Origin of the sequence: Kutzneria sp. 744, assembly GCF_000568255.1 — a bacterium.
Lineage (GTDB): Bacteria > Actinomycetota > Actinomycetes > Mycobacteriales > Pseudonocardiaceae > Kutzneria.
The window spans coordinates 10,658,353-10,681,510 of sequence record NZ_KK037166.1; the positions used below are offsets into that span (position 1 = coordinate 10,658,353).

The 23,158-nt window shown below is 71.0% G+C and carries 20 protein-coding genes; 5 read left to right on the plus strand and 15 right to left on the minus strand.

Annotated features, from left to right (window positions below):
• Positions 1-62: 62 nt before the first annotated feature.
• Both KUTG_RS48370 and KUTG_RS48375 read right to left on the minus strand, forming a co-directional pair.
• Positions 63-2,273, minus strand: coding sequence for a heavy metal translocating P-type ATPase (locus tag KUTG_RS48370; RefSeq protein WP_043726709.1), 2,211 nt, complete (start codon positions 2,271-2,273; stop codon positions 63-65).
• A gap of 58 nt (positions 2,274-2,331) precedes the next feature.
• Positions 2,332-2,538: a heavy-metal-associated domain-containing protein gene (locus KUTG_RS48375; RefSeq protein ID WP_043726710.1), complete on the minus strand. Its 207-nt coding sequence runs from the start codon at positions 2,536-2,538 to the stop codon at positions 2,332-2,334.
• Positions 2,539-2,718: 180 nt separating this feature from the next.
• On the opposite strand from KUTG_RS48375, the gene sigC reads away from it, so the two are divergent.
• Both sigC and KUTG_RS48385 read left to right on the plus strand, forming a co-directional pair.
• The gene (gene sigC / locus KUTG_RS48380) at positions 2,719-3,285 is read left to right on the plus strand and encodes an RNA polymerase sigma factor SigC (RefSeq protein WP_043733395.1); all 567 of its coding nucleotides are present in this window, start codon (positions 2,719-2,721) and stop codon (positions 3,283-3,285) included.
• A 53-nt stretch (positions 3,286-3,338) separates the two neighbouring features.
• A complete protein-coding gene (locus KUTG_RS48385; RefSeq protein WP_052396327.1) occupies positions 3,339-4,046 on the plus strand; it encodes a zf-HC2 domain-containing protein in 708 nt (235 codons plus the stop codon).
• A gap of 152 nt (positions 4,047-4,198) precedes the next feature.
• Here the strand turns inward: KUTG_RS48385 and KUTG_RS48390 are convergent, their stop codons facing one another.
• Genes KUTG_RS48390 through KUTG_RS48440 form a run of 11 tightly spaced genes read right to left on the minus strand, consistent with a single transcriptional unit; the run spans position 4,199 to position 17,143 of the window.
• Positions 4,199-4,951, minus strand: a complete 753-nt coding sequence (locus tag KUTG_RS48390) for an ABC transporter ATP-binding protein (protein WP_043726711.1) — start codon at positions 4,949-4,951, stop codon at positions 4,199-4,201.
• Entirely contained in the window at positions 4,948-6,015 is a 1,068-nt protein-coding gene (locus KUTG_RS48395; protein WP_084580728.1) for a FecCD family ABC transporter permease, read from the minus strand. The genes KUTG_RS48390 and KUTG_RS48395 overlap by 4 nt, the downstream gene beginning before the upstream one ends.
• 1 nt (position 6,016) lies before the next feature.
• The gene (locus tag KUTG_RS48400; RefSeq protein WP_043733404.1) at positions 6,017-7,057 is read right to left on the minus strand and encodes an ABC transporter substrate-binding protein; all 1,041 of its coding nucleotides are present in this window, start codon (positions 7,055-7,057) and stop codon (positions 6,017-6,019) included.
• 29 nt (positions 7,058-7,086) lie between these two features.
• Positions 7,087-8,499: an MFS transporter gene (locus KUTG_RS48405; RefSeq protein WP_052396328.1), complete on the minus strand. Its 1,413-nt coding sequence runs from the start codon at positions 8,497-8,499 to the stop codon at positions 7,087-7,089.
• Complete coding sequence (locus tag KUTG_RS48410; RefSeq protein WP_043726713.1) at positions 8,496-12,674, minus strand: non-ribosomal peptide synthetase; 4,179 nt, start codon at positions 12,672-12,674, stop codon at positions 8,496-8,498. Before KUTG_RS48410 ends, KUTG_RS48405 begins: the two co-directional genes overlap by 4 nt.
• Entirely contained in the window at positions 12,667-12,891 is a 225-nt protein-coding gene (locus KUTG_RS48415; RefSeq protein ID WP_052396329.1) for a phosphopantetheine-binding protein, read from the minus strand. The genes KUTG_RS48410 and KUTG_RS48415 overlap by 8 nt, the downstream gene beginning before the upstream one ends.
• Positions 12,892-12,904: 13 nt before the next feature.
• Positions 12,905-14,452, minus strand: a complete 1,548-nt coding sequence (locus KUTG_RS48420) for a long-chain-fatty-acid--CoA ligase (RefSeq protein WP_043726715.1) — start codon at positions 14,450-14,452, stop codon at positions 12,905-12,907.
• Entirely contained in the window at positions 14,445-14,963 is a 519-nt protein-coding gene (locus KUTG_RS48425; protein ID WP_198047615.1) for an FcoT family thioesterase, read from the minus strand. The genes KUTG_RS48420 and KUTG_RS48425 overlap by 8 nt, the downstream gene beginning before the upstream one ends.
• Before the next feature lie 2 nt (positions 14,964-14,965).
• Positions 14,966-15,820: a (3R)-3-[(carboxymethyl)amino]fatty acid oxygenase/decarboxylase gene (locus tag KUTG_RS48430; RefSeq protein ID WP_198047616.1), complete on the minus strand. Its 855-nt coding sequence runs from the start codon at positions 15,818-15,820 to the stop codon at positions 14,966-14,968.
• Positions 15,821-15,834: 14 nt separating this feature from the next.
• Positions 15,835-16,065, minus strand: coding sequence for an acyl carrier protein (locus tag KUTG_RS48435; protein WP_043726716.1), 231 nt, complete (start codon positions 16,063-16,065; stop codon positions 15,835-15,837).
• A gap of 31 nt (positions 16,066-16,096) precedes the next feature.
• A complete protein-coding gene (locus KUTG_RS48440) occupies positions 16,097-17,143 on the minus strand; it encodes a beta-ketoacyl-ACP synthase III (protein ID WP_084580730.1) in 1,047 nt (348 codons plus the stop codon).
• Positions 17,144-17,278: 135 nt separating this feature from the next.
• On the opposite strand from KUTG_RS48440, the gene KUTG_RS65590 reads away from it, so the two are divergent.
• Positions 17,279-17,401, plus strand: coding sequence for a hypothetical protein (locus KUTG_RS65590; RefSeq protein ID WP_255360991.1), 123 nt, complete (start codon positions 17,279-17,281; stop codon positions 17,399-17,401).
• Between the two features lie 172 nt (positions 17,402-17,573).
• Here the strand turns inward: KUTG_RS65590 and KUTG_RS48445 are convergent, their stop codons facing one another.
• Both KUTG_RS48445 and KUTG_RS48450 read right to left on the minus strand, forming a co-directional pair.
• Positions 17,574-19,229 carry a helix-turn-helix domain-containing protein gene (locus KUTG_RS48445; protein ID WP_043726718.1) on the minus strand — a complete coding sequence of 552 codons (1,656 nt, stop codon included), beginning with the start codon at positions 19,227-19,229 and terminating at the stop codon, positions 17,574-17,576.
• A gap of 88 nt (positions 19,230-19,317) precedes the next feature.
• Positions 19,318-20,202: a hypothetical protein gene (locus tag KUTG_RS48450; protein ID WP_043726720.1), complete on the minus strand. Its 885-nt coding sequence runs from the start codon at positions 20,200-20,202 to the stop codon at positions 19,318-19,320.
• Positions 20,203-20,790: 588 nt separating this feature from the next.
• Here KUTG_RS48450 and KUTG_RS48455 point away from each other — a divergent pair.
• Together KUTG_RS48455 and KUTG_RS48460 are read left to right on the plus strand one after the other, a co-directional pair.
• Positions 20,791-22,395, plus strand: coding sequence for a hypothetical protein (locus KUTG_RS48455; protein ID WP_157495332.1), 1,605 nt, complete (start codon positions 20,791-20,793; stop codon positions 22,393-22,395).
• A 55-nt stretch (positions 22,396-22,450) separates the two neighbouring features.
• Entirely contained in the window at positions 22,451-23,149 is a 699-nt protein-coding gene (locus KUTG_RS48460; protein ID WP_157495333.1) for a hypothetical protein, read from the plus strand.
• Positions 23,150-23,158: the final 9 nt, after the last annotated feature.

The window sequence follows — 23,158 nt, forward strand, 5'->3', positions numbered from 1 at the left end:
CCGTCGACCAAGAGCGCCAGCGAGTAGCCGTCGCCGACGCCGGGGCGGGTTCCGCCCCGGCGTCAGCGGAAGTGGCGTAGCCGTAGGCTGTTGCTGACGACGAACACCGAGGAGAACGCCATCGCCGCGCCGGCGAGCATCGGGTTGAGCAGGCCCAGCGCGGCCAGCGGTAGCGCGGCCACGTTGTAGGCGAACGCCCAGAACAGGTTGCCCCTGATGGTGCCGAGGGTCCGTCGCGACAGCCGGATGGCGTCGACGGCGGCCCGCAGGTCGCCGCGCACCAGCGTGAGGTCGCTGGCCTCGATGGCCACGTCGGCGCCGGTGCCCATGGCGAGGCCCAGATCGGCCTTGGCCAGCGCGGCGGCGTCGTTCACGCCGTCGCCGACCATGGCGACGACCCGGCCCTCGCGCTGCAACCGGGCGATCACCTCGACCTTGTCCTTGGGCAGCACCTCGGCGATGACCTCGTCGATGCCGACCTCGGCGGCGACCGCACGGGCCACCTCGGTGTTGTCGCCGGTGAGCAGAATCGGATGGAGCCCCAACGACTTCAGGCCGGCGACGGCCTCGGCGGAGGTTGGCTTCACGGTGTCGGCGACGACCAGCACGGCCCGTGCCGAGCCGTCCCACGCCACCACGACGGCAGTGCGGCCGGCCCGCTCGGCGGCCTGCTTGGCCATCGTCAAGGATTCGTTCAGTGGCAACGCCCACCGGCCGACCTGCACCTTGCGGTCCGCGACAATTCCTTGGACGCCAAGGCCTTCGTCGTTACGAAAATCGTCAACCGTGGGCAGTTCACCGACCCGTGCCGCCGCGCCGGTGGCGATCGCCCGCGCGATCGGATGCTCCGAGGCGTCCTCCAGCGCACCGGCCAGACGCAGCACCTCCTCCTCTGATGCTCCGTCGACAACGTGCACGTCGACCAGGCTCATCCGCCCCTCGGCGACGGTGCCGGTCTTGTCCAGCACAATGGTGTCCACGCGTCGGGTGGACTCCAGCACCTCCGGGCCCTTGATCAGGATGCCCAGCTGCGCGCCCCGGCCGGTGCCGACCAGCAGGGCGGTGGGGGTGGCCAGGCCCAGCGCGCACGGGCAGGCGATGATCAGCACGGCGACCGCCGCGGTGAACGCCGTGTCGGCGGTGTGGTCGGTGGCCAGCTGGCAGACCAGGGCGAACAGCGACAGCATGATCACCGCCGGCACGAAAACCCCGGACACGCGATCGGCCAGGCGCTGCACCGCCGCCTTGCCGGTCTGCGCCTCCTGGACCAGCTTGGCCATCTGCGCCAGCTGCGTGTCCGCGCCGATCCGGGTCGCCCGCACGATCAGCCGGCCGCCGGCGTTCACCGTCGCGCCGACCACGGCCTCGCCTGGCTGCACCTCGACCGGGACGGACTCGCCGGTGAGCAGGCTCAGGTCGCCGGCGGAGCTGCCCTCGGTGACGACTCCGTCGGTGGCGATCTTCTCGCCGGGACGGACCACGAACTGGTCGCCGACCCGCAGTTGGCCCAGCGGCACGCGGTGTTCCTTGCCGTCACTGAGCACGGCAACGTCCTTCGCGCCCAGATCCAGCAGCGCCCGCAGGGCGGCGCCGGACCGACGCTTGGCGCGAGCCTCGAAGTAGCGGTCGGCCAGGATGAACGTGGTCACCCCGGCGGCGACCTCCAGATAGATCGGCGTGCCGGCCATCTCGATGATGAGCCCGGGCATGCCCGGCATGCCGGTGGCCATGGGCTTGCCGGCGTCGCCGAGGAACAGGGCGTACAGGGACCAGAGGTAGGCCGCGCCGACGCCCAGCGAGATCAGCGTGTCCATGGTGAACGCGCCGTACTTCAGGTTCGCCCACGCCGCCCGATGGAACGGCAGCGCGCCCCAGGCCACGACCGGGCTGGCCAGCGCCAGCGACAGCCACTGCCAGTTCGTGAACTGCAGTGCAGGGATCATCGCCAGCAGGATCACCGGCGCGGCCAGCGTCGCTGAGACGGTCAGCCGCTGCCGTAGCGGCTGGGTCGGATCCTCGGGCTCGGCCAGCTGCTCGACCGGTGTCGGCAGCGTGGCGGTGTAACCGGCGGCCTCGACGACCTGGACCAGATCCTCGGGCGCGAGCGTAGCCGGGTAGGTGACCTTGGCCTTCTCGGTGGCGTAGTTGACGGTGGCGGTGACGCCGTCCACCTTGTTGAGCTTGCGTTCGATGCGGTTCGCGCAGGAGGCGCAGGTCATGCCGCCGATGGACAGCTCGACCTCGTGCCGGGCGAGCTGGGTCGCGGATGTCATCGAGGCTCCTCCATGGAGAGTGGGTGGCCCGCCGCCTCCACGCCGACAGGCCCGGGTGTCAGCCGACCAGCTGGTAGCCGGCCTCCTCGACGGCGGCGCGGATGTCGGCCGCCGGCACGTCGACGTCGCTGACCACGGTCAGCCGGCCGGTGGCCAGGTTGACGTCCACCTGCCGCACGCCGCTCACCTCGCTGACCTCCTCGGTCACCGAGCTGACGCAGTGGCCGCAGGTCATGCCCTGCACGGTGTAGGTGTTCTCGGCCATCGGTAGGTTCTCTCCCAGGAAGGTGAGCTGTCGTCGAGAGCGGGCGCTCGCGCTGCGCGAATGCGGCCGCACACCATACAAGTCGTGTACCGGTCGCGGTTGGTTCCCGGTTGATGCGGATTTCTCAAATGCGCTCCGGATCAGTCTGCCGAGGTATGGGGATGCATTACGGTGTTCGCCGTGCCCAGAGACCACCACGCGGCTGGCGACGAACTGATCACCAAGCTCGCGTTCGACGCCGGTCGCGGCGATGGGGCGGCGCTGGCGGCGTGGGTGCGGGCGACGCAGCGGGACGTGTGGCGGTTCGTGGCGCACCTGGCCGGCCCCGCGGGCGCGGACGACCTGACCCAGGAGACCTACCTGCGGGCCATGGGCTCGCTGCACCGGTTCGCCGGCCGCTCCTCGGCCCGGACCTGGCTGTTGTCCATCGCCCGCCGCGTCGTGGTGGACCAGATCCGCACCGCGTCGGCGCGGCCGAGGCTGGCCGACGTGCCGGACTGGCACCAGACCGCGGAGACGCCCGAGCGGGCCATCGGGAGTTTCGAGGACGTCGTCGAGCTGCGCATGCTGCTGGACGCCCTGGAGCCGGAGCGGCGCGAGGCGTTGCTGCTGACGCAGGTGCTGGGTCTGTCCTACGCGGAGGCCGCCGAGGTGTGCGGCTGCCCGGTGGGCACCATCCGGTCGCGGGTGTTCCGGGCCCGGGAGGACCTGCTCGCGTTCGGCCGGGAACAGGACAACGCGATGTGAACGGAAACGGGAACTTAATGCCCACGCCACCCGACTACCTCTCTGTGGACTGTATGACCTGCCGCGAGGCCCTTTCCGCGCGCATGGACGGCGAGCAGGAGCCGGTGCCGGCCGCGTCGACGGACCTGCACCTGGAGGAGTGCGCCGCGTGCCAGGCGTGGTCGGCCGAGGCGAGCCGGCTGACCCGCACCCTGCGGGTGCGACCGGTCGGGGCGGTGCCCGACCTCGCCGCGCGGATCCTGGAGGACGCGCCCGCGTCGATCCCGCGCGTGCACTGGTCGCGGATCGCGCTGGGCCTGGTTGCGCTGGTGCAGATCGCGCTCGGTGTGGCCGAGGTGTTCGGGGCCGACCAGGTCATGCCGGGCATGGTGATGGGCGGTCACCTGTTCAACGAGAGCACGGCGTGGAATCTTGCGCTGGGCGTCGGCCTGCTGTGGGCGGCGATGCGACCTCGGGCGGTGGTGGGCATGCTGCCCGTGCTGACCGGCTTCCTGGTCGCGCTGGCCGCTTTCTCCGCGCACGACCTCATCGACGGCCAGGTCGGCCTCTCGCGGGTCGTTTCGCACGGACTGCTGGTGGTTGGGCTGGCGCTGCTGTGGGTGATACGCCGTCAGGACAGTGGCTTCGGGGAGCCGAGCCGGGTCCGGCAGGCTGACGACGACCGAGCCGTCGACGGCGTCACCACGTCGCGTGCGCCAGCCGAGCGCGGTCGGCGGGGCGGCGGTCCGCTGCGGCCGACCGGCCGGCACAACGCTGCCTGAGCGTCGCGCGATCAACCGTTGCAGCCGCAGCTGCAACCCGACGGGCAACTGCACGAACCTCCGTGCCCGCAGGAACAACCGTCCATGGGGCGCCGCCCTTCGTGGTGGGGACTGCGATGGCCTTCCGGCGATAGGCCTGGCCGTCAGCAGGGTCAATCGCCGCGGGCGGCCAGCGGCTTGGCGTCGTACCTGATCCGGATGACGCCGTCGTCGTGCCGGTCCGCTGATGCGTGCACACCGAACACGTCATGCAGCACCTCGGGAGTCAGGGCGTCGAGCACCGGGCCGGCTGCGGCGACCCGGCCCGCGTCGAGGACGACGATCCGGTCGCAGCACCGCGCGGCCAGGTCGAGCTCGTGCAGCACGGCCACGGTGGTGACGCCGAGACCACGCACGAGCTCCAGCATTTCGAACCGGGCCCGAATGTCGAGGTGATTGGTCACCTCGTCAGTCACCAACAGCCGGGGCCGCTGAGCCAGGGCACGCGCAAGGTGACCGGACGGCCCGCGAACGGTGTCATGCCGGTGCGTGCGACGCGCGTCGTCGATCGCGTCGCGGTCCGACATGGACTCCCGGGTCAGCAGCCCGTGGTGCGGGTTCCGGCCGAGCGCCACGGTTTCCGCCACGGTCAACCCTCCCGGGCCGGCGGCGTCCTGGAGCACTGCGCCGGTGCGCTGCGCAGCGGCGCGGGTGGACAGCCCGCGCACGTCGTCGCCGTCGATCAGGACCGTGCCCGCGAGCGGCCGCACGGATTTGTAGATGGTGCGCAGCAGCGTGGACTTGCCGCTGCCGTTGGGGCCCACCAACCCGAGCAGGCATCCCGGTTCCACGGTCAGATCGACGTCCCGCAGCACGGGGACGCCGGCCAGGTCCACGGCGAGCCCGGCGATGTCCAGCCGGGTCACGTGCCCCCTCCGATGCTCTGGTTTCGGCGTAGCAGCCACAGGAAGAACGGGGCGCCGAAGGCGGCGGTGAAGATCCCCAGCGGCAACTCGTTCGGCGCGTCCGCCGTGCGCGACAGCAGATCCACCGCGACCAGGTACGCGCCACCGATCAGGGCCGCCATCGGCAGCACCCGACGGTGGTCGACGCCGAAGGTCAGCCGCATGAGGTGCGGGATCATCAAGCCCACGAAGCCGATCCCGCCGGCGTTGGCGATCAGCACGCCGGTCAGCAGCGAGGCCACCGCGAGCAGACCCAGTCGCAGCGCGCGCACGTCCACGCCGAGCGCGGTGGCCTGCTCGTCGCCTGCGCCCAGCACGTTGAGCCGCCGCCCGAACATCAGCAGGCCGGCGGTCGAGCCGAGCACCACGGCCATCACGAGACCGAGTTGGTCCCACGTGGCCCCGGCGACGCTGCCCAGCGTCCAGAACATGACTTCCCGGAGCTGGTTGGGATTCGCCCGAAGCTGGAGGTAGTTCGTGGCGGCGAGCAGTAGGTAGCCGACCGCGACGCCGGCCAGCACCACCCGGGTCGGCACGAGCCGTCCCCGCTGCTGGCCCAGCAGCAGCACCGCGCCGATGGCCAGCATCGCGCCGAGGAACGCGGCGGTCGAGGTGCCGACGCCGCCAACGACGCCGCCGAGGCCCACGATCACCGCGACCGCGCCCAGCGACGCGCCGGAAGACAGTCCGAGCACGTACGGGTCGGCCAGCGGGTTGTTCACCACAGCCTGCAGCACGACGCCGGCGACCGACAGCCCGATGCCGCAGCAGGCGGCCAGCAGCACGCGCGGCATCCGGTACTGCCACACGATCTGGTCGGTCGCCGGGTCGAGACCGGCGGTGTTGCCGGTGACGTGGGCGAGCACCACGTGCCAGGTGTCGGCCAGCGGCACGGTCACCGCGCCGACGCAGGCCGAGACCAGCATCACCAGGACCAACCCGGCGGCGGCGATCACCAGGGCGGGGCCGAGGGCGATTCGGTGCAGCGGGGCGTGCCCGATGGCGCGGGCGCGGGTCGACGTCATCTCAGAACGCGTCCGGATGGACGAGGCGCGCGATCTTGTCCACCGCGACGTCGTTGCTCGGTCCCAGGTAGATGGAGTCGGACAGCACGAGGAAGCGGTTGTTCTTGGTGGCGTCCCACTGTGGGAACTGGGCAAGGATCTTCTTGGCCGAGCCGTCCGGGTCGGGGTTCATGTAGTTGACCACGATGAGCGCGTCGATCGGGGCGGTGGCCAGCTTCTCCTTGCTGACGGTGGCGAACTCGGCGCCGGCCGGGTCGTTGAACGGGTTGGTGGCGCCGGCCTTGGCCAGGATGTCGTTCCACATGCCGGCGGCGGCGATGGAGCTGAAGTCGTCCGCGCCCATGCCGGGGAACACCAGCATGACGTTGCGGGCCGGCTTGCCCCGCACCTTGTCGGCGGCGGCGGTGGCCTTCTGCCGCGATGCGGCGATCACCTGGTCGGCCTTGCCCGGCACGTCGAAGATCTTGCCCAGGTCCCCGAGCAGGTCGTAGCTGTTCTGGATGGTGGGGTTGCCGGCGACCATGCCGGTCGCGCCGCAGGCGTGCTCCGGGACGTAGGTGTTCGCGCCGACCTTGGCCAGGTCGTCGCGGGTGGCGAAGCCGTTGTCGGACGAGAAACCGCCTTCGTAGGTGGAGATCACGAAGTCCGGGCGCAGGCTGAGCATCGCCTCGCGGGGAATGTCCTGCTGGTCGTTGAGCTTGATGCCGCCGGTGGGCAGTGCCTTGATCGCGTCCGCCCGGCCGGGCACGTCCGAGGCGCCGTAGTTCTGCGCGTTGGCCACGACCCGGTTGCCCAGTCCCAACGCGAGAAGCGAGGATACCTCGGCCACGGAGCCGCCGTTCATCACCACGACTCGACTCGGGGCCTTGCTGAACGTGTACTGCTTGCCGCAGTTGGTGATGGTCAGCGGGTAGTGCGTCTTGCCCTCGCCCGCGGCCAGGGTGGTGGCGGCGTCGGTCGCCGGGGTCGAGGCCCCGCCGCACGCGGTCACCGTCAGCGCGAGGGCGGCGATCACCAGCACGGCGGCGGGTTTGCGCTGCATGTCCTGTCCTTCCACGATTTTCGCTGTTGTCACACAGGTCGTTCGGGAGTGGTGTTCGGTTCCCGGCGCGCGCACAGCAGACTCGTGACGACCGCGAGCACGACCAGCACCAGGATCGAGGCGGAGTAAGCGAACACCTGCCCGCCGAGCGTGTCGTCACCGTCGAGGAATAGCTGGTACCAGCTGCCGACGGCGGCAAAGCCGCTGGCCAGGCCGATCTGCGTCACGGTCGACGCCGCGCCGGAGACAGCACCCGCGTCGGCAGGGGAGATCCGGTCGAAGATCCCGGCGATCAGCGGCGACACCACCAGCCCCTGCGCCAGCCCGACGACGCCGATCGCGATCCCCAGCAGCGCCGTCTGAGCATCCGGCTGGGCGTGCACGACCGCGAGTTGCACGGTAAGCACGGCGGCGAGGAACAGACAGCCCGCGGTCGGGAGGCTCTTGCCGAACCGGGCCGCGACTCGGCCGCTGGCCGCCGAGCCGGCGACGAAGCCGATGCCCAGCGGCACGAACATCAGGCCGGCGGTGAGCGCGTCCCGGTCGAGACCGGTCTGCAGGTAGTAGGTGAAGATGAGGAACAGTCCGGCGTTGCCGGCGAAGAACGTGCCGATGGCGGCCAGCCCGGCCGGCAGGCCCGGCGCGGTGAGCACGGGGATCGGGAACAGCGGCTCCCGGCGGGACCGCTGCTGACGGAACAGGATCGCGGCCAGCACGACGCCGATGGGCAGGCTGAGCCAGATCCACCCGGTCTGCTGGCCGAGGATCAGCGGCAGCAGCAGGGCCGGCAGCGCGAGCGCGGTCAGGCCGGCACCGACGAGATCGAGGGCGGGGGAGCCGTCGACCCGGGTCTCCGCGACGGTGCGGGAGCCGAACGCGAGGATCAGCGCGCCGATGGGCACGTTGATCAGGAACGCCGTGCGCCAGCCCAGACCGGCGAGGTCCCAGTGCACCAACAGGCCGCCGCCGGCCAGGCCGAAGATGACGCCGAAGCCCAACACCACGCCGTACCACCGGATGGCCTTCGCGCGCTGGGCGTCGTCGAGGAAGATGCCGCGGATCAGAGCGAGTTCCTGTGGGATCAGCGCGGCGGCCCCGATGCCCTGGGCGAACCGCGCCGCGATGAGCGTCGGCGCGGTCGGGGCCAGCCCACAGACCAGTGACGCGAGCGTGAACACGGCCACGCCGAGCAGGAACACCCGGCGGCGGCCGTGGCGGTCGCCCAGTCGGCCGCCGGTGATCAGGCCGGCGGCGCAGGCCAGCACGTAGGCCGCGCCGACGAGTTGGATCTGCCAGAAGCTCGCCGGCAGGTCGCGCTGGATCGAGGGGGCCGCGATGACCACGATGAAGCCGTCGACCTGGCCCATGAACGTCGCGGCCAGGATGACAGCGAGCCCGATCCAGTTCCGCACGGTCGCGAGAGGAGTGGCGGTGGCGGTCATGGCCGACCTCCCGGCGGTGGGAAGAATCCGGTGTGACCGAAGTGGTCCAGGTAGGCGTCGAGCACCGCGCCCTCGATCGGCGGGAACTCGATGCCGGCCGCCTCGACGTTGTGCCGCCCGAACGCGACGGCGGCGTCGGCGGGGCGAGTGTGCACGTGCGTGGCGGCCAGCGCGAGACTGTCGTCGTGCTCGGCGGCCGCGTCCAGTCGTCGTGCCCACTCGGTGGCCGACACCTCGGCGATGGTGTGACCACGGTCCCGGAGTCGATTCAGCACCGTTGACACGGCAAGGGGTTTCGGAGTGGTCAGGTGGTAGGTCAGGCCGTGACCCGGTAACAAGTGCACGATGGCGGCGGCCACGCGGTCGGCCGGCACGAGGTCGACGTGGCCACCCGTGTCCGGGGCCGCGCCGAGCACCAGCATGGCTCGGACCAGGCTCCAGAACGCATCGTCCGGGTTGCCGACGCCGGTGACGGAATGGCCGCCGACGCGGCTCGGGCGGTGCACGGCCACCGGCAGGCCGCGTTCGGCCGCCGCGAGAACCAGTCCTTCCGACACCCACTTGCTCGCGATGTAACCGTTGGCCAGCAACGACTCCGGCGCTACCCGGCGGCTCTCGTCCAGCACGGGTGGATTGCCGTCCACCGCCACGACTGTGTCGCAGGTGGACACGAAGTGCACCACGGCGCCGCCGATGGCCGCCAAGCGGAGGACCTCTTCGGTGCCGGTCACGTTCGCGGCACGTAGGCGGGCGTAGGGCTCAAGGTGGTTCACCCATGCGCCGTTGTGCAGCACGACATCGACCTCCGTCAGGCGGCGGAAGTCCTCGGCCGACAGCCCCAGCCCCGGTTCGGCGAGGTCGCCGGGCACTGGAACCACTCGGTCCAAGTCCTTTTCGGACAGTCCATAGCGGCGCAGCGAGGCGCGTAGCCGTTCCTCGGCCGCCGCGGTGTCGTCCGCCCGGACCAGGCAGTGCACGCGGGCGTCGGTTCGGTCCAGCAGCTCCCGTAACAGGAATGCGCCGAGGAAGCCGGTGGCCCCGGTCAGCAACACTGAGCGCGGCGGCCCGGTGCGAGGTGCGCCGGTCGGGACGATCTCGGGATCGAGCCGTACTTCAGCGGCCAGGTCGATGCCTTCCCATGGATGCCGGACCGGGGTGTCGGTGTCCATGCGCTGGACCAGGTGCGCGACCGTGGGCGCATCGAAGACATCTCGGATGCCCAATCGCGTGCCGAACTGGTCCCGGATGCCGCGAAGTAGCCGTGCCACCAGGAGGGAATGGCCGCCGAGCGCGAAGAAATCGTCGTCCACGCCGACCTCCGGCAGGCCCAGCGTGTCGGCGAACAGCGCACACAGGGACCTTTCCCGCTCGGTGCTCGGCGTGCGGCCGGCGGTGGCCGCGATCGTCGGCGCCGGTAACGCGGCCCGGTCCAGCTTGCCGCTGGTGGTGGTCGGCAGCCGGTCGAGCGTCACGTACACCGGCGGCACCATGTAGTCCGGCAGCCGCTCGGCGAGGTGCCGTCGCAGCGCGGCGGGGTCGGGCTCGTCCTTGCCGGGCACCACGTAGGCGACCAGGCGATCGGCCTGAGCGAGCACCGCGGCTTGCCCGACGGCCGGATGCGTGAGCAGCGCCGCCTCGATCTCGCCCGGTTCGATGCGGAAACCCCGCACCTTGAGCTGCTCGTCGACCCGACCCAGGTACTCCAGCTGCCCGTCGGCCCGCCACCGGGCCAGGTCGCCGGTGCGGTAAAGGCGGCCGAACTCCGTGTGCGCGAACCGTTCGGCGGTCAGCTCGGGCCGGTTGTGGTAGCCGGCCGAGACGGGCACGCCGGCCAGGCACAGCTCGCCGGCCGCGCCCGGCGGCAGCAGCCGCTGCCCTTCGTCGAGCACATAGCAGCGTGCGTTGCCGATGGGCCGGCCGATGACCGGCGTCGGACTGTCGGCCAGCCGCGCCCACGTGGTGTCCACGGTGCATTCGGTGGGCCCGTAGAGGTTGAAGCTGTCGATGTCCGGTGCCGTCCGCAGCGCCGTCCACAGCCCCGGACCGGCCGCCTCGCCGCCGAGCGCGAGCACCGCCGGCCGGTGCCGGCCGGGTTCGAGCAGTCCGGCGGCCAGCAGTTCGGTGGCGTAGGTGGGGGTGACGTCCAGGAAGTCGATCCGGTGCTCGTGCACGTAGTCGAGCAGGTCGGCCGGGTCACGGCGGACGTCGTCGTCGACGAAGTGCAGCTCGTGGCCGGCCAGCAGCCACAACAGGCCCTCCCACGACGTGTCGAAGGACAGCGAGGCGGTCAGCGCGGCCTTGGTCCGCTCCGATGCGATCATCTCGGTTCGGTGGTGGTGGAACAGGTTCACCATGGCCCGATGGGTGATCACTGCGCCCTTGGGCTGCCCGGTCGAGCCGGACGTGTAGATCAGGCACAGCGGCTGGTCCGGGTCGATCACCGGCAGCTCGGCCACGGTGGCCTTCTCGTCGAGATCGTCGAGCAGCACCGTCGGCGCGGTGAGGTCGCCCCCGAGCGCGGTGGTGGTGACCACCAGGCGGGGGTGCGCGTCGGAGATCAGGTACTCGATGCGGCGGGCCGGATAGTCCGGGTCGGCCGGCAGATACGCGGCCCCGGTGCGCAATACGGCGAACAGCGCGATGATCGCGTCGGCCGTGCGCGGCAACAGCAGCATGACCACGTCGCCGGGACCGGCACCTCGCGCGGCCAGCACCCCGGCCAGCCGCCTGACCCGGTCGTCGAGCTCCCGATAGCTGAATGTTCCGTCGCACGCGACGAGCGCGGTCGCATCGGGTGTGGTGGCCACGCGAGCGTCGAGCAGGTCGACCACGGTGCCGGCCGGCCACGCCCGCTCGGTGTCGTTCCACTTGTGCAGCAGCAGGTCCCGCTCGTCGTCGAGCAGGAGATCGACCTCGCCGACCGGCTTCTCCGGCAGCTCCAACAGCCGCCGCAGCACGACACCGAACCGCCGCACGTGGGCGGCGAGATTCGCGGGGGAGTACAGGTTGGGGTTGCCGTCCAGGGCTATGCGCAGCCCCTGGCCGTCGGCGCGGTCGTAGACGTTGAACGCCAGGTCCTCGACCAGGCCGGCGGAGACGTTGCGGACCACGCTGGGATTGCTGGCGAAGCGCAGGCCGTAGTCGAACGGCATGATGTTGGCCGACGGTCCGAACAGTTTGCGCTGGCTGCCGACCAGCCGTAGGTCCCGGCGCAGCTGTTCGTAGCGGTAGCGGTGATGCCGGCGGCTGCGCCGCAGATGGGTGGCCACCTGGGTGGTCACGGCGACCAGGCTGGGGTTCTCGGTGAAGTCGGTCCATACCTGTACGACGTTGAGCACCATGCACGGCACGCGCAGCGCCACCGAGCCTGTGCGCAGCATCACCGGCAACGCGAGGGAGATCTCCGCCGCGCCGGTCATCCGGCGCAGGTAGGTCGCGATGGCGGCGCAGAGCACTTCGGTCCAGTTGGCCCGTGCGCTCTTGGCGACGTCACGCAGCAGATCGGAGGTCGGCCGGTCGATGTCGGCGACCGCCCGCACGACGTTCCGGGCCAGCGGGGCGGTCCGACCGGCCAACGTGGCCGGCGCCGGCCGGGTCTGCTGGTAGTCCACCCAGAAGTCGCCATCCCGTTGGTGTAGCGGGCCTTCCCGGTACGTTACGTCCTCGTCGACGACCGAGGCCAAGGTTCCGAACTCGTGCTCGGCGGGCTGCCGACCCTCGGCCAGGGCGGTGTAGACCTCGGCCACGCGTCGGGCGACCAGCGCCAGTCCGTAGCCGTCCAGCAGGATGTGGTGCACCCGGTGGTACCACAGGAAACGGTCCTCGGCGACGCGGAAGACCGCGTGCGCGAACAGCGGATCGTCCGCCAGGTCCACCAGCTTGGCCACGTCCGAGGCCATCCAGTCCAGCGCGGCCTGTTCGGTCACGTCGGCGACGTGCACCGACCACGGGCGCGGTTCGAGGATCTGGCGGGGCCCGTCGTCGGTGTCGATGAACCGCGCGGACAGTGCCTCGGCGTCGGCGACGGCCCGTTGAATCGCCGCCATCAACAGGTCCACGTCCACCGGGCCGTGGATCTCGATGTATTCGGCGGTGTTGTAGGCCGGGGACCGCGGGTCCAGCTGCTGGCCGGTCCAGATGCCGTGTTGCGCGGCGGTCAGTGCGAGCTCAGTCACGGGCCAGCACCTGCCACCACGCGTCCAGCGTCGGCCGCTCGGCCAGGTCGACGAACGCGACCTCGGCTCCGAGTTCGCGCCAGCGTTCGACTAGGGTCAGCAACCCTACGGAGTCCAGGCCCTCGTCGAAGAAGCTCTCGCTGGCAGCGACCTCCTCCGGTTCCATGTACAGCTGCTCGGCGATGTCCGCGCAGACAGCGTCCCGCGTGAGTCGCACAATTCCCCCTCGGCTAGTTGACCTGGCGGTCGCGGTCGGCCCAGTAGCGGTCGCGCAGCTCGCGGCGCAGGATCTTGCCGCTGGGATTGCGTGGCACCGCGTCCACGAACTCGAAGCGGGACGGGATCTTGAAGCTGGCCAGGCGATCCCGGGCGAACACCAGCAGGTCCCGGGGCCGCAGCTGCTCGTCGGGGCGGGCCGAGACGAAGGCCATGACCGCCTCGCCGAACCGATCGTCGGGAATGCCGATCACCGCGACATCGGCCACCGCAGGATGCTTGCCGAGCACGTTCTCGATCTCGGCGGGGTAGATGTTCTCCCCGCCGACGATGATCATGTCCTTGAGCCGGTCGCTGATGAAGACATAGCCGTCCTCGTCGAGGTGGCCGGCATCGCCGGTATGGATCCAGCCGTCGACCAGCGTCGCGGCGGTCGCCTCGGGCAGGCCCCAGTACTCCAGCATCCGCGCCGGCGTGCGCAGGCAAACCTCGCCGACCTGCCCGGCCGGCAACGGCGTGCCGGCCTGGTCGATCACCTTGACCTGCACGGTCGGGTACGGGCGTCCGGCCGCCCGCAGCCGGGGACTGCCGACCACGTGGGCCTCGGGCGGCAGGCAGACCGCGGTGTTGCCGGTCTCGGTCAGCCCGTAGATCTGAGCGAAGTCGCAGTCGAAGACCGCCAGGGACTCCTTCAGCAATGCTTCGACAATCGGCGAGCCGCCGTAGACGATCTTGCGCAGGCTGGCGAAGGCCGTCTTGTCCACGCCCGGCTCGGCCAGCAGCAGCCGCAGCATCGACGGCACCACACAGGCCGTGGTGACGCCGAGTTCGGTGATCAACCGGACCGCCCCGGTCGGCTCGAACCGCGGCATCGCCACGTTGGTGACGCCGGCCGAGAAGCCCTGGGTGGACCACCAGACACCGCCGACATGGAAACCGGGGATGCCGATCAGGCTGCGATCGCCTGGCCGCCAGTCGATCCAGTCCAGGCCGGCCCCGGCCAGCGCGTCCCGGATCGCGAACAGGCTGCGATGCGGCAGCACGACACCCTTGGGCAGGCCGGTGGTGCCGCTGGTGTAGAGCTGCACCACCGGGTCCTCTGGTCCGATGTGGACGAAGTGATCGGTGTCGGGCTGGTACGCGGTCCATTCATCGAAGCCGCTCGTACTCCGGATCTCCGCCGCGATTTCGCCGAGCGCAGGCCGCAGGTCGTCGTCCACGAACAGCAGCCGGCTGCCCGAGTCCCGCACGATGTGCTCGACCTCTGGTCCGGTCAGCCGGAAGTTGATCGGCACCAGCACCGCGCCGATCTTCGCGCAGGCGAAGTAGGTCGCGTAGTAGTACACCGATTCCTGGCCCAGGTAGGCGACCCGGTCGCCGACGCGGATGCCGGCGGCCAGCAGGGCGTGCCCGATCCGGTTGCTGGTGCGGTGCAGGCCGGCGTAGTCCAGTTGCCGGCCGGCGCAGATGATCGCCGGCACCTCGGGCTGTCGCCGGGCGTGGAAGCCGGGAATGTCGGCGACCGTGCGTAATTCCCCGTAGTAGAGCCGACCCTCAGCCACGTTCGCCTCCTTCGCTGTCGACGATGGCGACGTGGGCGGTGCCCGTGCTGCTGCCGCCGACGTCGTCCCAGAACCGGAACGAGGTGGTCAGCGACACCAACGGCCCGGCGTCCGGGCGCAGCCGGCGCTGGGCGATCCGGTCCACCGTGAGCTCGCCGCGGAACGAACGCGGATTCACCGGACGGGGGAAGGAGCTGCTGAACCGAGCGATCAGAATGTCCGGCAGCTGCCGGCGCCGGAACTCCGCCATCGTCCAGCCGCCGAAGACGTCGCCGACACCGCGGTGCACGGCGGTGGCGATCACCGCGTAGAGCATCTGGTTGTAGCAGATGTTGACCTCGACCGAGTTGAGATGGCCGGTGTCGTCGATGTAGCAGGACTCCGCGATGCCGAACTCGCCGACGCCACGCAGCACTTCGCCGTCCACGGCGAAATCCATCGATCTCAGATAGCGGCAGTGCGGCTTGTAGCACCGGAGAACGTCGTCGAGCAGCGACGTGGCGACGTCCACGCTCAGCCTGCCACGTGGTCGTAGACGGTGACGCGGTAGGACACCGCAGGCTCGGGCGTGGTCGTGTGCACGGCGCGGTGCACCAGGCTTCGGTTGTCCCACACCAGCATGTCGCCCTGTTCGAACGCCTGGAGGTGGATCGCCGGGTGCTGGTGGGTGTTGTCCAGCTGGCCGGTCGCGACCAGCAGTTCCCGCAGCAGATCCGGGCGGTCCTCGCCGTCGGCGTCGGTGATCGACAGCGTGAAGCCTTCGCTGAGGTACAGGATGGTCTCGTCGGTGTGCGGGTGGGGCTGCGCGGTCGGCGAGGTCACCGGTGGGGTCTTGGCGTCGACCTCCTCGATCACCTCCGAGATCGGCCGGTACACGTCGCTGGGCCGGATCTTGAAGTAGCGACGCACGCTGTGCGTGGCGGTGGTGTCCTTGACCGCGAGCTTCAGTTCCTCGCTGAGGTTCTCGTACGCCTTGGTCAGGTCGATGAACAGCGTGCCCCGGTTGCGGGTCGGTATGACCTGCGGATAGATCAGCGTGATGTCGAACGGACGCGGCATGAACTGGTAGTCGGAGTGCCAGAACTTGCCGGTCTTGGGCACACCGATCTGCTTGCCGTCCTCGGGGACGTTGGAGGAGACGAACACTTCCGGCACGTCGGGGTGCTGGTAGATCGGCTCGTAGTAGGTCTCCACCGTGCCGAGCCTTCTGCCCAGGGCGAGGAAAGCGTGCGGGTCCAGCTGTTGGTCCTTGAGCACGACGATCTTGTCGCGGTAGACGGCCCGCTTGAGCTCGCGGACGTCGTCGTCGCAGGCGGAGTCGAAGCCCTCCACCACGACGCCGATGCCGTCCTGTGGTGTGATCCGCATCGGGTTCGCTCCTTTCAGCCGGCCACGTGGGCCATGAGTCCGCCAACGGTGGTGATGCCGGGCAACACTTCGTCCGGGATGGACACCCCGAGTTCACGCTCCAGCTTGAACAGCAGGTCGACCAGACTGAGCGAGTCGACGCCCAACTCACTCCAGGTCGACTCGGTCGGCAGGTCGGCGCCGGCGTCCGGGTTGACGTCCCGCACGAAATCGGCGACCAGGACCCGCACCTGGGCATGGTTCATCCTGAATTCCCCCTCGTGTCAACGGTTGTGGTTACGCCAGGCGCGGCCAGCTCAGCGTGACGGAGCCCCAGGTGGCTCCGCCGCCGAAGGCCGTGAGCAGCACGCGGTCCCCGGCCGCGAGACTTCCGTCGGCATGGGCGTCGGCCAGCGCCAGCGGAATTGACGCCGCGACGGTGTTCCCCACCATCTCCACATTGCTGTAGACGCGGTCCGGGGGAATGCCGAGCTCGGTGCCGACGGTGGCCAGGATGCGCGCGTTGGCCTGGTGCGCCACGAACCGGTCGACCTGCTCGGGCTCCCATCCGGTGGCGGCCAACGCCTTTCGTGACGACTCCGTCATGCGCCGGACGGCGTGCCGGTAGACGGCCTGGCCCTGCATGGCGAACCAGCGGTCCTCGCCATCCCTTTCCGGGAAACGGGAACCGCCGCCGCGCACAGTGATCAGGTCGGTGAGGTTGCCGTCGCTGCCGAGGTCGATCGCGTGGATGGCCCCCGGTGCGGCGGAGTTCCCAGCCCGTAGCACCATCGCGCCCGCGCCGTCACCGAACACCGCGTTGGTGCTGCGGTCGGCCGGATTGAGAATGGTGGAGAACACGTCCGCGCCTATGAGCAGCACGGTGCTCGCCGCACCGCCGGCGATCACGCCGTTGGCCACCGCGAGCCCGTACACGAAGCCCGAACACACCGCGCCGATGTCGAACGCCGCGACGCCACCCAGTCCTAGCCGCGCGGCCACCGCCGGCGCGGTCGCGGGACAGGGATGGTCGGGAGTGCTGGTGGCGAGGATGACCAGGTCCGGTGAATCCTTCGAGCCAGCGGCTTTCAGGGCTTTGACGCCGGCCGCGACGGCCAGATCCGACGTCGCCTCATCGGGGCCGGCGAGATGTCGCCGGCGAATGCCCGTGCGGCTGCGTATCCACTCGTCGGAGGTGTCGAAGCGACTCTCCAGGTCGCTGTTGGCAAGAGCTTGCTCCGGCACATGCCCGGCCACCCCGGCGACGACGGCGGCCCGACGCCCGGGCGGCGGACTCGTGATGAGACCGACGCCCGCGTGATCGACCGAAACCAGCTCGCGCATGTCCTAGTGGTCGGTCCGATGAGCCCACCGGTTCCCGGCCATGTCAATGACACGATGGATTGAGACCTGCGTCACGGTCGAAGCGTAGGTGTTGACGGCCGGACACTTTCGTCACCCGGTCGGGCAATCCGAGTCGTGATCGGATTGCTTCGGCTGAACGGCCACTCGGACCGCGGCCGTTCAGCCCTCCTCGCCGGCCTGGTGTCCGCTCAGCTGCCGGCGATCGCCTTGTCCAGCCAGTCCGACTGCCTGCGCTGACTTGTCCGCTGGTGCCCGGGTCGTGGCCGGAGAACAGCGCGGGCACCAGCACCGCTACACCACGAACAACGCGACAGGTCCGACCCCGCGACGAACCTGTTGCTGTAGTTCATGAAGGTCCCGCTACTGCGGTCCGAGGACGCGACGTTGCCCGCGGCTCGCCGGTACGGGCTCACACCTCGAGCTGGCCGTTGAAGATGGCCATCGCCAGCTCGACCCGGGACCGGTACCCGGTCTGCTGGAACAGCCTGGACAGCTTGCCCTCCACACTCTTCTCGCTGGTCTGAAGTACCGTGGCGAGCTGCCGATTGCCCAGGCCGTCGGCCACGAGCACGGCGAGCAGCCGCTGGGTCTCCGCCACGGTGGACTGGCGGCCGGGTATCGGGATGTTGTGCTCCCGCATCAGGGTTCGCGTCCACGACCGCAGCAGCAACGCGTCCAGCTCGCCCAGGATCTCGTAGGCTTCGGGCAGCAGCCGGGGCTCGGCGGCGCCGTAGCGGACCAGTTGCTCGATCACCGAGGCCAGCCGCAGCGGCTCGCCCAGCTCCCGGGCCAGCCGCAGCGCGGCCGCACCGGCATCGCGGTCCGAATTCAGGGCCGCCTCGACGAGCAGGCTGTTCATTCGCGCTCTGGGCGTGCCCAGTCTGCGCGCCACGAGTTCGGCCCGCCGAACGCACGATGCGGCGCTGGCCAGATCTCCCGCGACGAACGCATGGTGGAACGCGACGAAGCACAGCTCGTCGATCCCCACCACCTCGCCGGCCTCCGTCGCCTTCACGAGCGACGCGTCCACCATGGCCCGGGCCCGCTCGTACTCGCCGAGGGCGGTGCAGATCCACGCCTCGACGCCCGCGAGCAGGTGGGGCAGCACGGGCTGCGCGGCCTGGACGCCGGTGAGCAGGTCGCGTGCCCGTGAGACGCGGCCACGGGCCAGGAGAATCACCGACGCGCTCTGGAACATGGCGACCTCGCTCGGGCCGTAGCCGAAGGAGGGGCCACGCAGGATGCGCTGGCGGGTCAGTTCGAGCGCCTCGTCGAACCGGCCGCGCCGTGCCGCGAACCCGGCCTGCTCGGCCAGCCCGAGTAGGCTTTCCCGGCCGTTCCCGGCGAGCAACCGCAGTGTCGGCTCGATCTCGCCGACGGTCAGCAGCGCGCCGACATAGTGGATCATCTGCCGCCGGTGGTCGCCCGGATCGCCCCCTCGGTCGAACAGGGCGGCCAGCCCGCGGTCGAACTGCTCGCGTTCGCCGAGCCACAGTCCCGCCAGCGACTCGAGCAACTCCGCCTGGCGCCTCGCGTCCGGAAAACCGCGCCAGAGCCGGTCGGTGTCCGCGAGCAGGTCGCGCACCTGTTGCCAGCGGCCCAGCGCGTAGAGCGCTCCGGCCCTGCTGATCGCCTGCTCCACGGGACGGCCGGGCCAGGGCCACCACTCGCCCCGCGCGATCTGCTCGGTGGTGACGAGATCGCCGGTGGCGTGCAGGGCCGCCACGTGGGTCAGGTGGGCCTCCTGGAGCCGTTCCGGGGACAGCTGGTCGGACAGCTCGTGCAGCAGCGTGTCGGTGCTGGCCAGGCACTCGGCGGACTTCCCGCTGACCAGGCACGCGATCGCGTGCTCCATCAGCGTGTCCGCGCGCCGCGCGCGATCCGGAGCCAGGTCGGCGGCCGCGCGCAGCCACCGGTGCACGCGGTCGCCGTTCGCCGCGTGCGCGCGGGCCAGCAGCTCGGTCCTGGCCCGTTCGCCGACCATGCGACCGGCGTCGGCCTGCCGGTCGGCCAGGTAGTCCGGATCGTCGCAGCGGGCCTGGCCGCTCCAGAAAGAACAGATCACCGCCGCCTGGGCCTCCGCCGGCGTTCGTACGGACCGAGCTGGTAAGTGAGCACGGCTTCGACCAGGGGCAGGCGGAAGGCCCAGCGTATCAAATCAAAAGCAGGTGTCGCAGGATGCCGTGGGAACACAACCGCCGGAGCGCGTCGTCGACCTCGCTCTCGAGGATACCGGTGGTCTCCGCGACGAGTCGCACGGCCGCGCCGCCCAGCGGGTTCAGCACCGCCATCGCCTTGGCCACCGACCAGGTGCGGTTGCCCAGCCGGCGCACTTGCAGCGGGAGGCCGTGGTTGTCCGGCAGGGCGGGGGCGACGTCCTTCCGGGCCAGGTACACGTGCCGGTCCACCAGGCGGATGGCGTCGCTGCGCCGGTACGCCTCCAACGCGGCGTTGAGGGCCTCCGGCCGGTTCCTGGTGAGCCGGCGCAGGTGCCGCACGAGCTGCGGCGCGGGCCTGGCGCCGAACCGGTCGGCGATCAGTGCCCTGAGCTCGGCGTCGCACAGCGGGCGGAGGTTGACCAGTTCGGCCAGCCCCTCGTGGACCAGGTGCGACAGGACGGCACGGCCGGTCGGACCGGCCGACGGCGGCACGGCCAGCCGGATCGCGCACACGCATCGCGCCTCGGTGCCCACCAGCTTGCGGATCAGCGACTCGAGCCGGCCGAGCGTGTCGACGTCCATCCACTGCGCGTCGTCGACGGCGAGGACGGCGCGCGGCTTGGACAGCAGTTCGCTCGCGGTGGGAATCCGGGGCACGCCGAACGGGCCGGGAAGATCGGCCGAGCCGGGGGTGAACTGGACCGTGACGACGGGAGCGCCGCGCGAGCGCAGTGCGGCGCAGATCCGTTCGAGCGCGGTGCTCAGCCCGATTCCGCCCGGTCCGACGATCGCGATCAGCGGCGGCCCCAGCGGCCGGGCGACGGCGTCGACGACCCGGTCGATCGTGTGGTTCCGGTCGAGTGAGGCCTGGCTGTGCACGGGCGCGCTCCGGTGGCGTCAGGGCGTGAGACGGATCTGTACCTGGCCGTGCACCGGGGGGCGGTCGGCCACCGGCGTCACCTCCCCCCGACGACAGTTCGACCATTATGGACTCGTGAGGGATGTCCCTGGAAACCAATACCCCACGAACGGGTATGCGCCATGGGTCCCACCGGTGGCGGGCATTGGTGAATGTCCTTCATGAACGCGACCGAGCGGCGTCTGCGGACGAGCCGGGAACGGTGCTGGAGCCGGAAGCCTCGGGCGGGACCGGCTCCAGCACCGTGATGAGCGACGAACGACACCGGTTCGGGGATCCGTCGGGGGATCGGTTCCTCGGCCACCGCTTTTGTTCGGGCACGTCGCCGTCGCGTGGCATGACGCTATCGCCGGGAACCGGCGACGGAAACCCGAACAAGGACGAAAGGGTTCCTCACAATGACGGGCGGCGCGCGGCGCGGCGCTCGGTGAGGGACATCCCTGGGATGGGCGGCCTCCGGCGCCGGAGCCGCCTGGTCGCGCCCGATCAGGTGATATCGATGCGGTGCCGGAGATTTCCTCCATGGCTGGTGAACGGGAGGATGCGTAGTGGTAGGACCGATGGTCGGCGCCCCGAGCACGTCGTCACCGCCCAACGCGGGCGGCGACGGCCTCTCCGTCGAGTGGTGCGGACCGCACGCGCTGATCCGGCGTCAGGACGAGAGCGCGGCGCAGGCGCGTGTCCTCAGCTGCCTGCCGCACCTGTCCGGAACGGTCGTGGTCATGGCCTCGCCGGCGGCGCACAAGCACCCCGACCTGCTCGGCGCCGTCCGCTCGTGCCTGACCGCCGTGCGGTCGAGGCCGCGTGAGGCCGATGCGCACACCGCCTGGCTGGCCGTGTCCGACCTGGGCGATCCCGCGGCCCGCACGGTCAGCTGGCTGCGCCGCCTGTCCACGGAGTTCCGGATGGAGGTCCTGGCGCCGCACGGGGCGTGTGTCCCGGTGTTCGGGTCAGGACTGTACGTCGGCCCCGCCTACGGCGGGCAGGGCTGGCGGCGGTTCGGTCCTCGCGGCGCGGGCGACCTGGTCACCACGCGTTTCCCCGTGCCGCACTGGGAGTATCTCCTGCCCTACGCCGGGTTCCAGGTGGCGGGGCTGATCGCCGGCCCCGTGCCGGCCGGGCTGATGGTGCGCCCGGCCGGCACGGCTCCACCGACGCACGTCGACCCGGAGTTCCGGGTGCCGATGAGCATGGCGATCCCGAAGCTCGTCGTGGGCGGCGCGGGCACGGCGCCGGACCCGGCGGCGGTGGCCGAGGTCATGATGCGGCTGCCGATGGGCGTGCGCTCCGACGTGCTTGTCGTGCCGACCACGCCGGCGACGACCCGACTCGAATGGAGCCGGGAACTGGCCCGGGGCGTCGGGGACGACGTGGTGGTGTCGGCCGGCACCCAGGTCGTGACCCAGGCGGGCCGGCTGCGGACGGTCGTGCTCGGCGATCAGGGCGACGAGCTGCTCGCGCCGTTCGCCACGATGCTGCGCTACCAGGCTGAGGTGGAACAGCCGGAGGTGATCGACGTCGTGCCGCCGCTGCCCGGGTGGACCCAGTGCGGGGCGCGGCACTACCGGCGCCTTCCGGCCGGCAACCGGCCGGGCATGCCGGACGTGTTCGCCGAGGTCCTGCCCGGCGGCGTCGTCGTGCGCCACGACGAGGGCAGCGGGGCGGCGGTCCCGTTCGACCCCAGCGGATGGGTCCTCGCCGTCGGCACGCCGGGTGAGGCGATCGCCGTGTCGCTGCTGCCGGCGTTGCAGAGCCTGCTGGACGGGCTCACCGACCTGCGACGGCGGACGGTGCGGGTTCGGCTGCTCGGCCTGGCCGGACCGGCCGTGCTGGAGGGCCTGGAGCGGATCGTTCGAGTCGCCGGCGTGCGGATGGAGGGATCGGCGCCGCTTTGCCCGTGCGACCGGCAGTCCCCTTGCCCGCGCCGGCTCCCGTTCCGCCTGCCCCTGTGCTGTTGCCGGCCTACCACCGGCGCCCGTTCCGCCGCCCGCTTTCTTTTGGCCGCCGCCCCGTTGGCCGCCGCCCCGTTGGCTTCCGCGCCGATGGCCGCCGCCGCGACTCCGCCGCCTGTGCCGGCGCCCGCCATTTGCCCGTCATCACCGTGTCGAGCCCGGACCGGCCGCAGCCGAGGCCCGCGCTCGCTCCTCCGTTGAACCGGTTGGGGCACAAGGGAAAGCGGAACCGGAGCCGGTTGCGGAGCCCGAACCGGTGCCGGCGCCCGCCCGTCCCCGCCGGCTCGGCGCGCCGATGGCGCTGGAGGACCGCCCGAGCACGCCGGCCGAGCAGTCGCGGCTGAGCGACAGCGGCGGCACCGAGTACACGGAGGCACTGGCCAAGGTGAATGTGGCCCTGTCGGCGTGGCCGATGCTGCGTCCCGAGGCCAAGGCCGACTACATCGCGGTCTGCATGTACCTGGGATACGGCGACGGAGGTGGGATCTCGCTCAACGAGACACTGACCACCGGTGGACCGGCGCCGTTCGACGGGTATCTGCCCTGCCTGATGTCGGGGTTGCGTCGGCTGCCGACGCACCGGCGCGTGGTCCTGCGCCAGGAGAAACTCGACGACGGCGCCGACTGCCCCTACCCGGCCGGCGCGGTGCTCGACGAGCCGGCCTTCCTCAGCGCGAGCGCCGCGCTCGACACCACCACCCCCGACGCCGGGCTCGACGTGCTCATCTGGCCGCTCTCGGCGCGTCGCACGACCGAGCTGGTCATGGGTCGCGCGCTGGACGAGGCGGTGTTCCCGCCCGGACGCCGGTTCAAGGCGCTGGCCGTGCTGACCGCGGACGGGGAGCCCGAGGACGACGACCTCCGGGCGCCGAAGACCGCCGTCCTGGTCCGTGAGCTGGTCCCCGGCGAGGATCCGAACTCGGCGGGGCGGTCGCCCGCGACGAGACCGCGCTGACGCGGTTGG

What these genes read in the sequence shown, in the direction of transcription:
- KUTG_RS48370 (WP_043726709.1), bottom strand. Translation starts at nt 2,273, where the DNA reads ATGACATCCGCGACCCAGCTCGCCCGGCACGAGGTCGAGCTGTCCATC.
- KUTG_RS48375 (WP_043726710.1), bottom strand. Translation starts at nt 2,538, where the DNA reads ATGGCCGAGAACACCTACACCGTGCAGGGCATGACCTGCGGCCACTGC.
- KUTG_RS48385 (WP_052396327.1), top strand. Translation starts at nt 3,339, where the DNA reads ATGACCTGCCGCGAGGCCCTTTCCGCGCGCATGGACGGCGAGCAGGAG.
- KUTG_RS48395 (WP_084580728.1), bottom strand. Translation starts at nt 6,015, where the DNA reads ATGACGTCGACCCGCGCCCGCGCCATCGGGCACGCCCCGCTGCACCGA.
- KUTG_RS48400 (WP_043733404.1), bottom strand. Translation starts at nt 7,057, where the DNA reads ATGCAGCGCAAACCCGCCGCCGTGCTGGTGATCGCCGCCCTCGCGCTG.
- KUTG_RS48405 (WP_052396328.1), bottom strand. Translation starts at nt 8,499, where the DNA reads ATGACCGCCACCGCCACTCCTCTCGCGACCGTGCGGAACTGGATCGGG.
- KUTG_RS48430 (WP_198047616.1), bottom strand. Translation starts at nt 15,820, where the DNA reads ATGCGGATCACACCACAGGACGGCATCGGCGTCGTGGTGGAGGGCTTC.
- KUTG_RS48435 (WP_043726716.1), bottom strand. Translation starts at nt 16,065, where the DNA reads ATGAACCATGCCCAGGTGCGGGTCCTGGTCGCCGATTTCGTGCGGGAC.
- KUTG_RS48440 (WP_084580730.1), bottom strand. Translation starts at nt 17,143, where the DNA reads ATGCGCGAGCTGGTTTCGGTCGATCACGCGGGCGTCGGTCTCATCACG.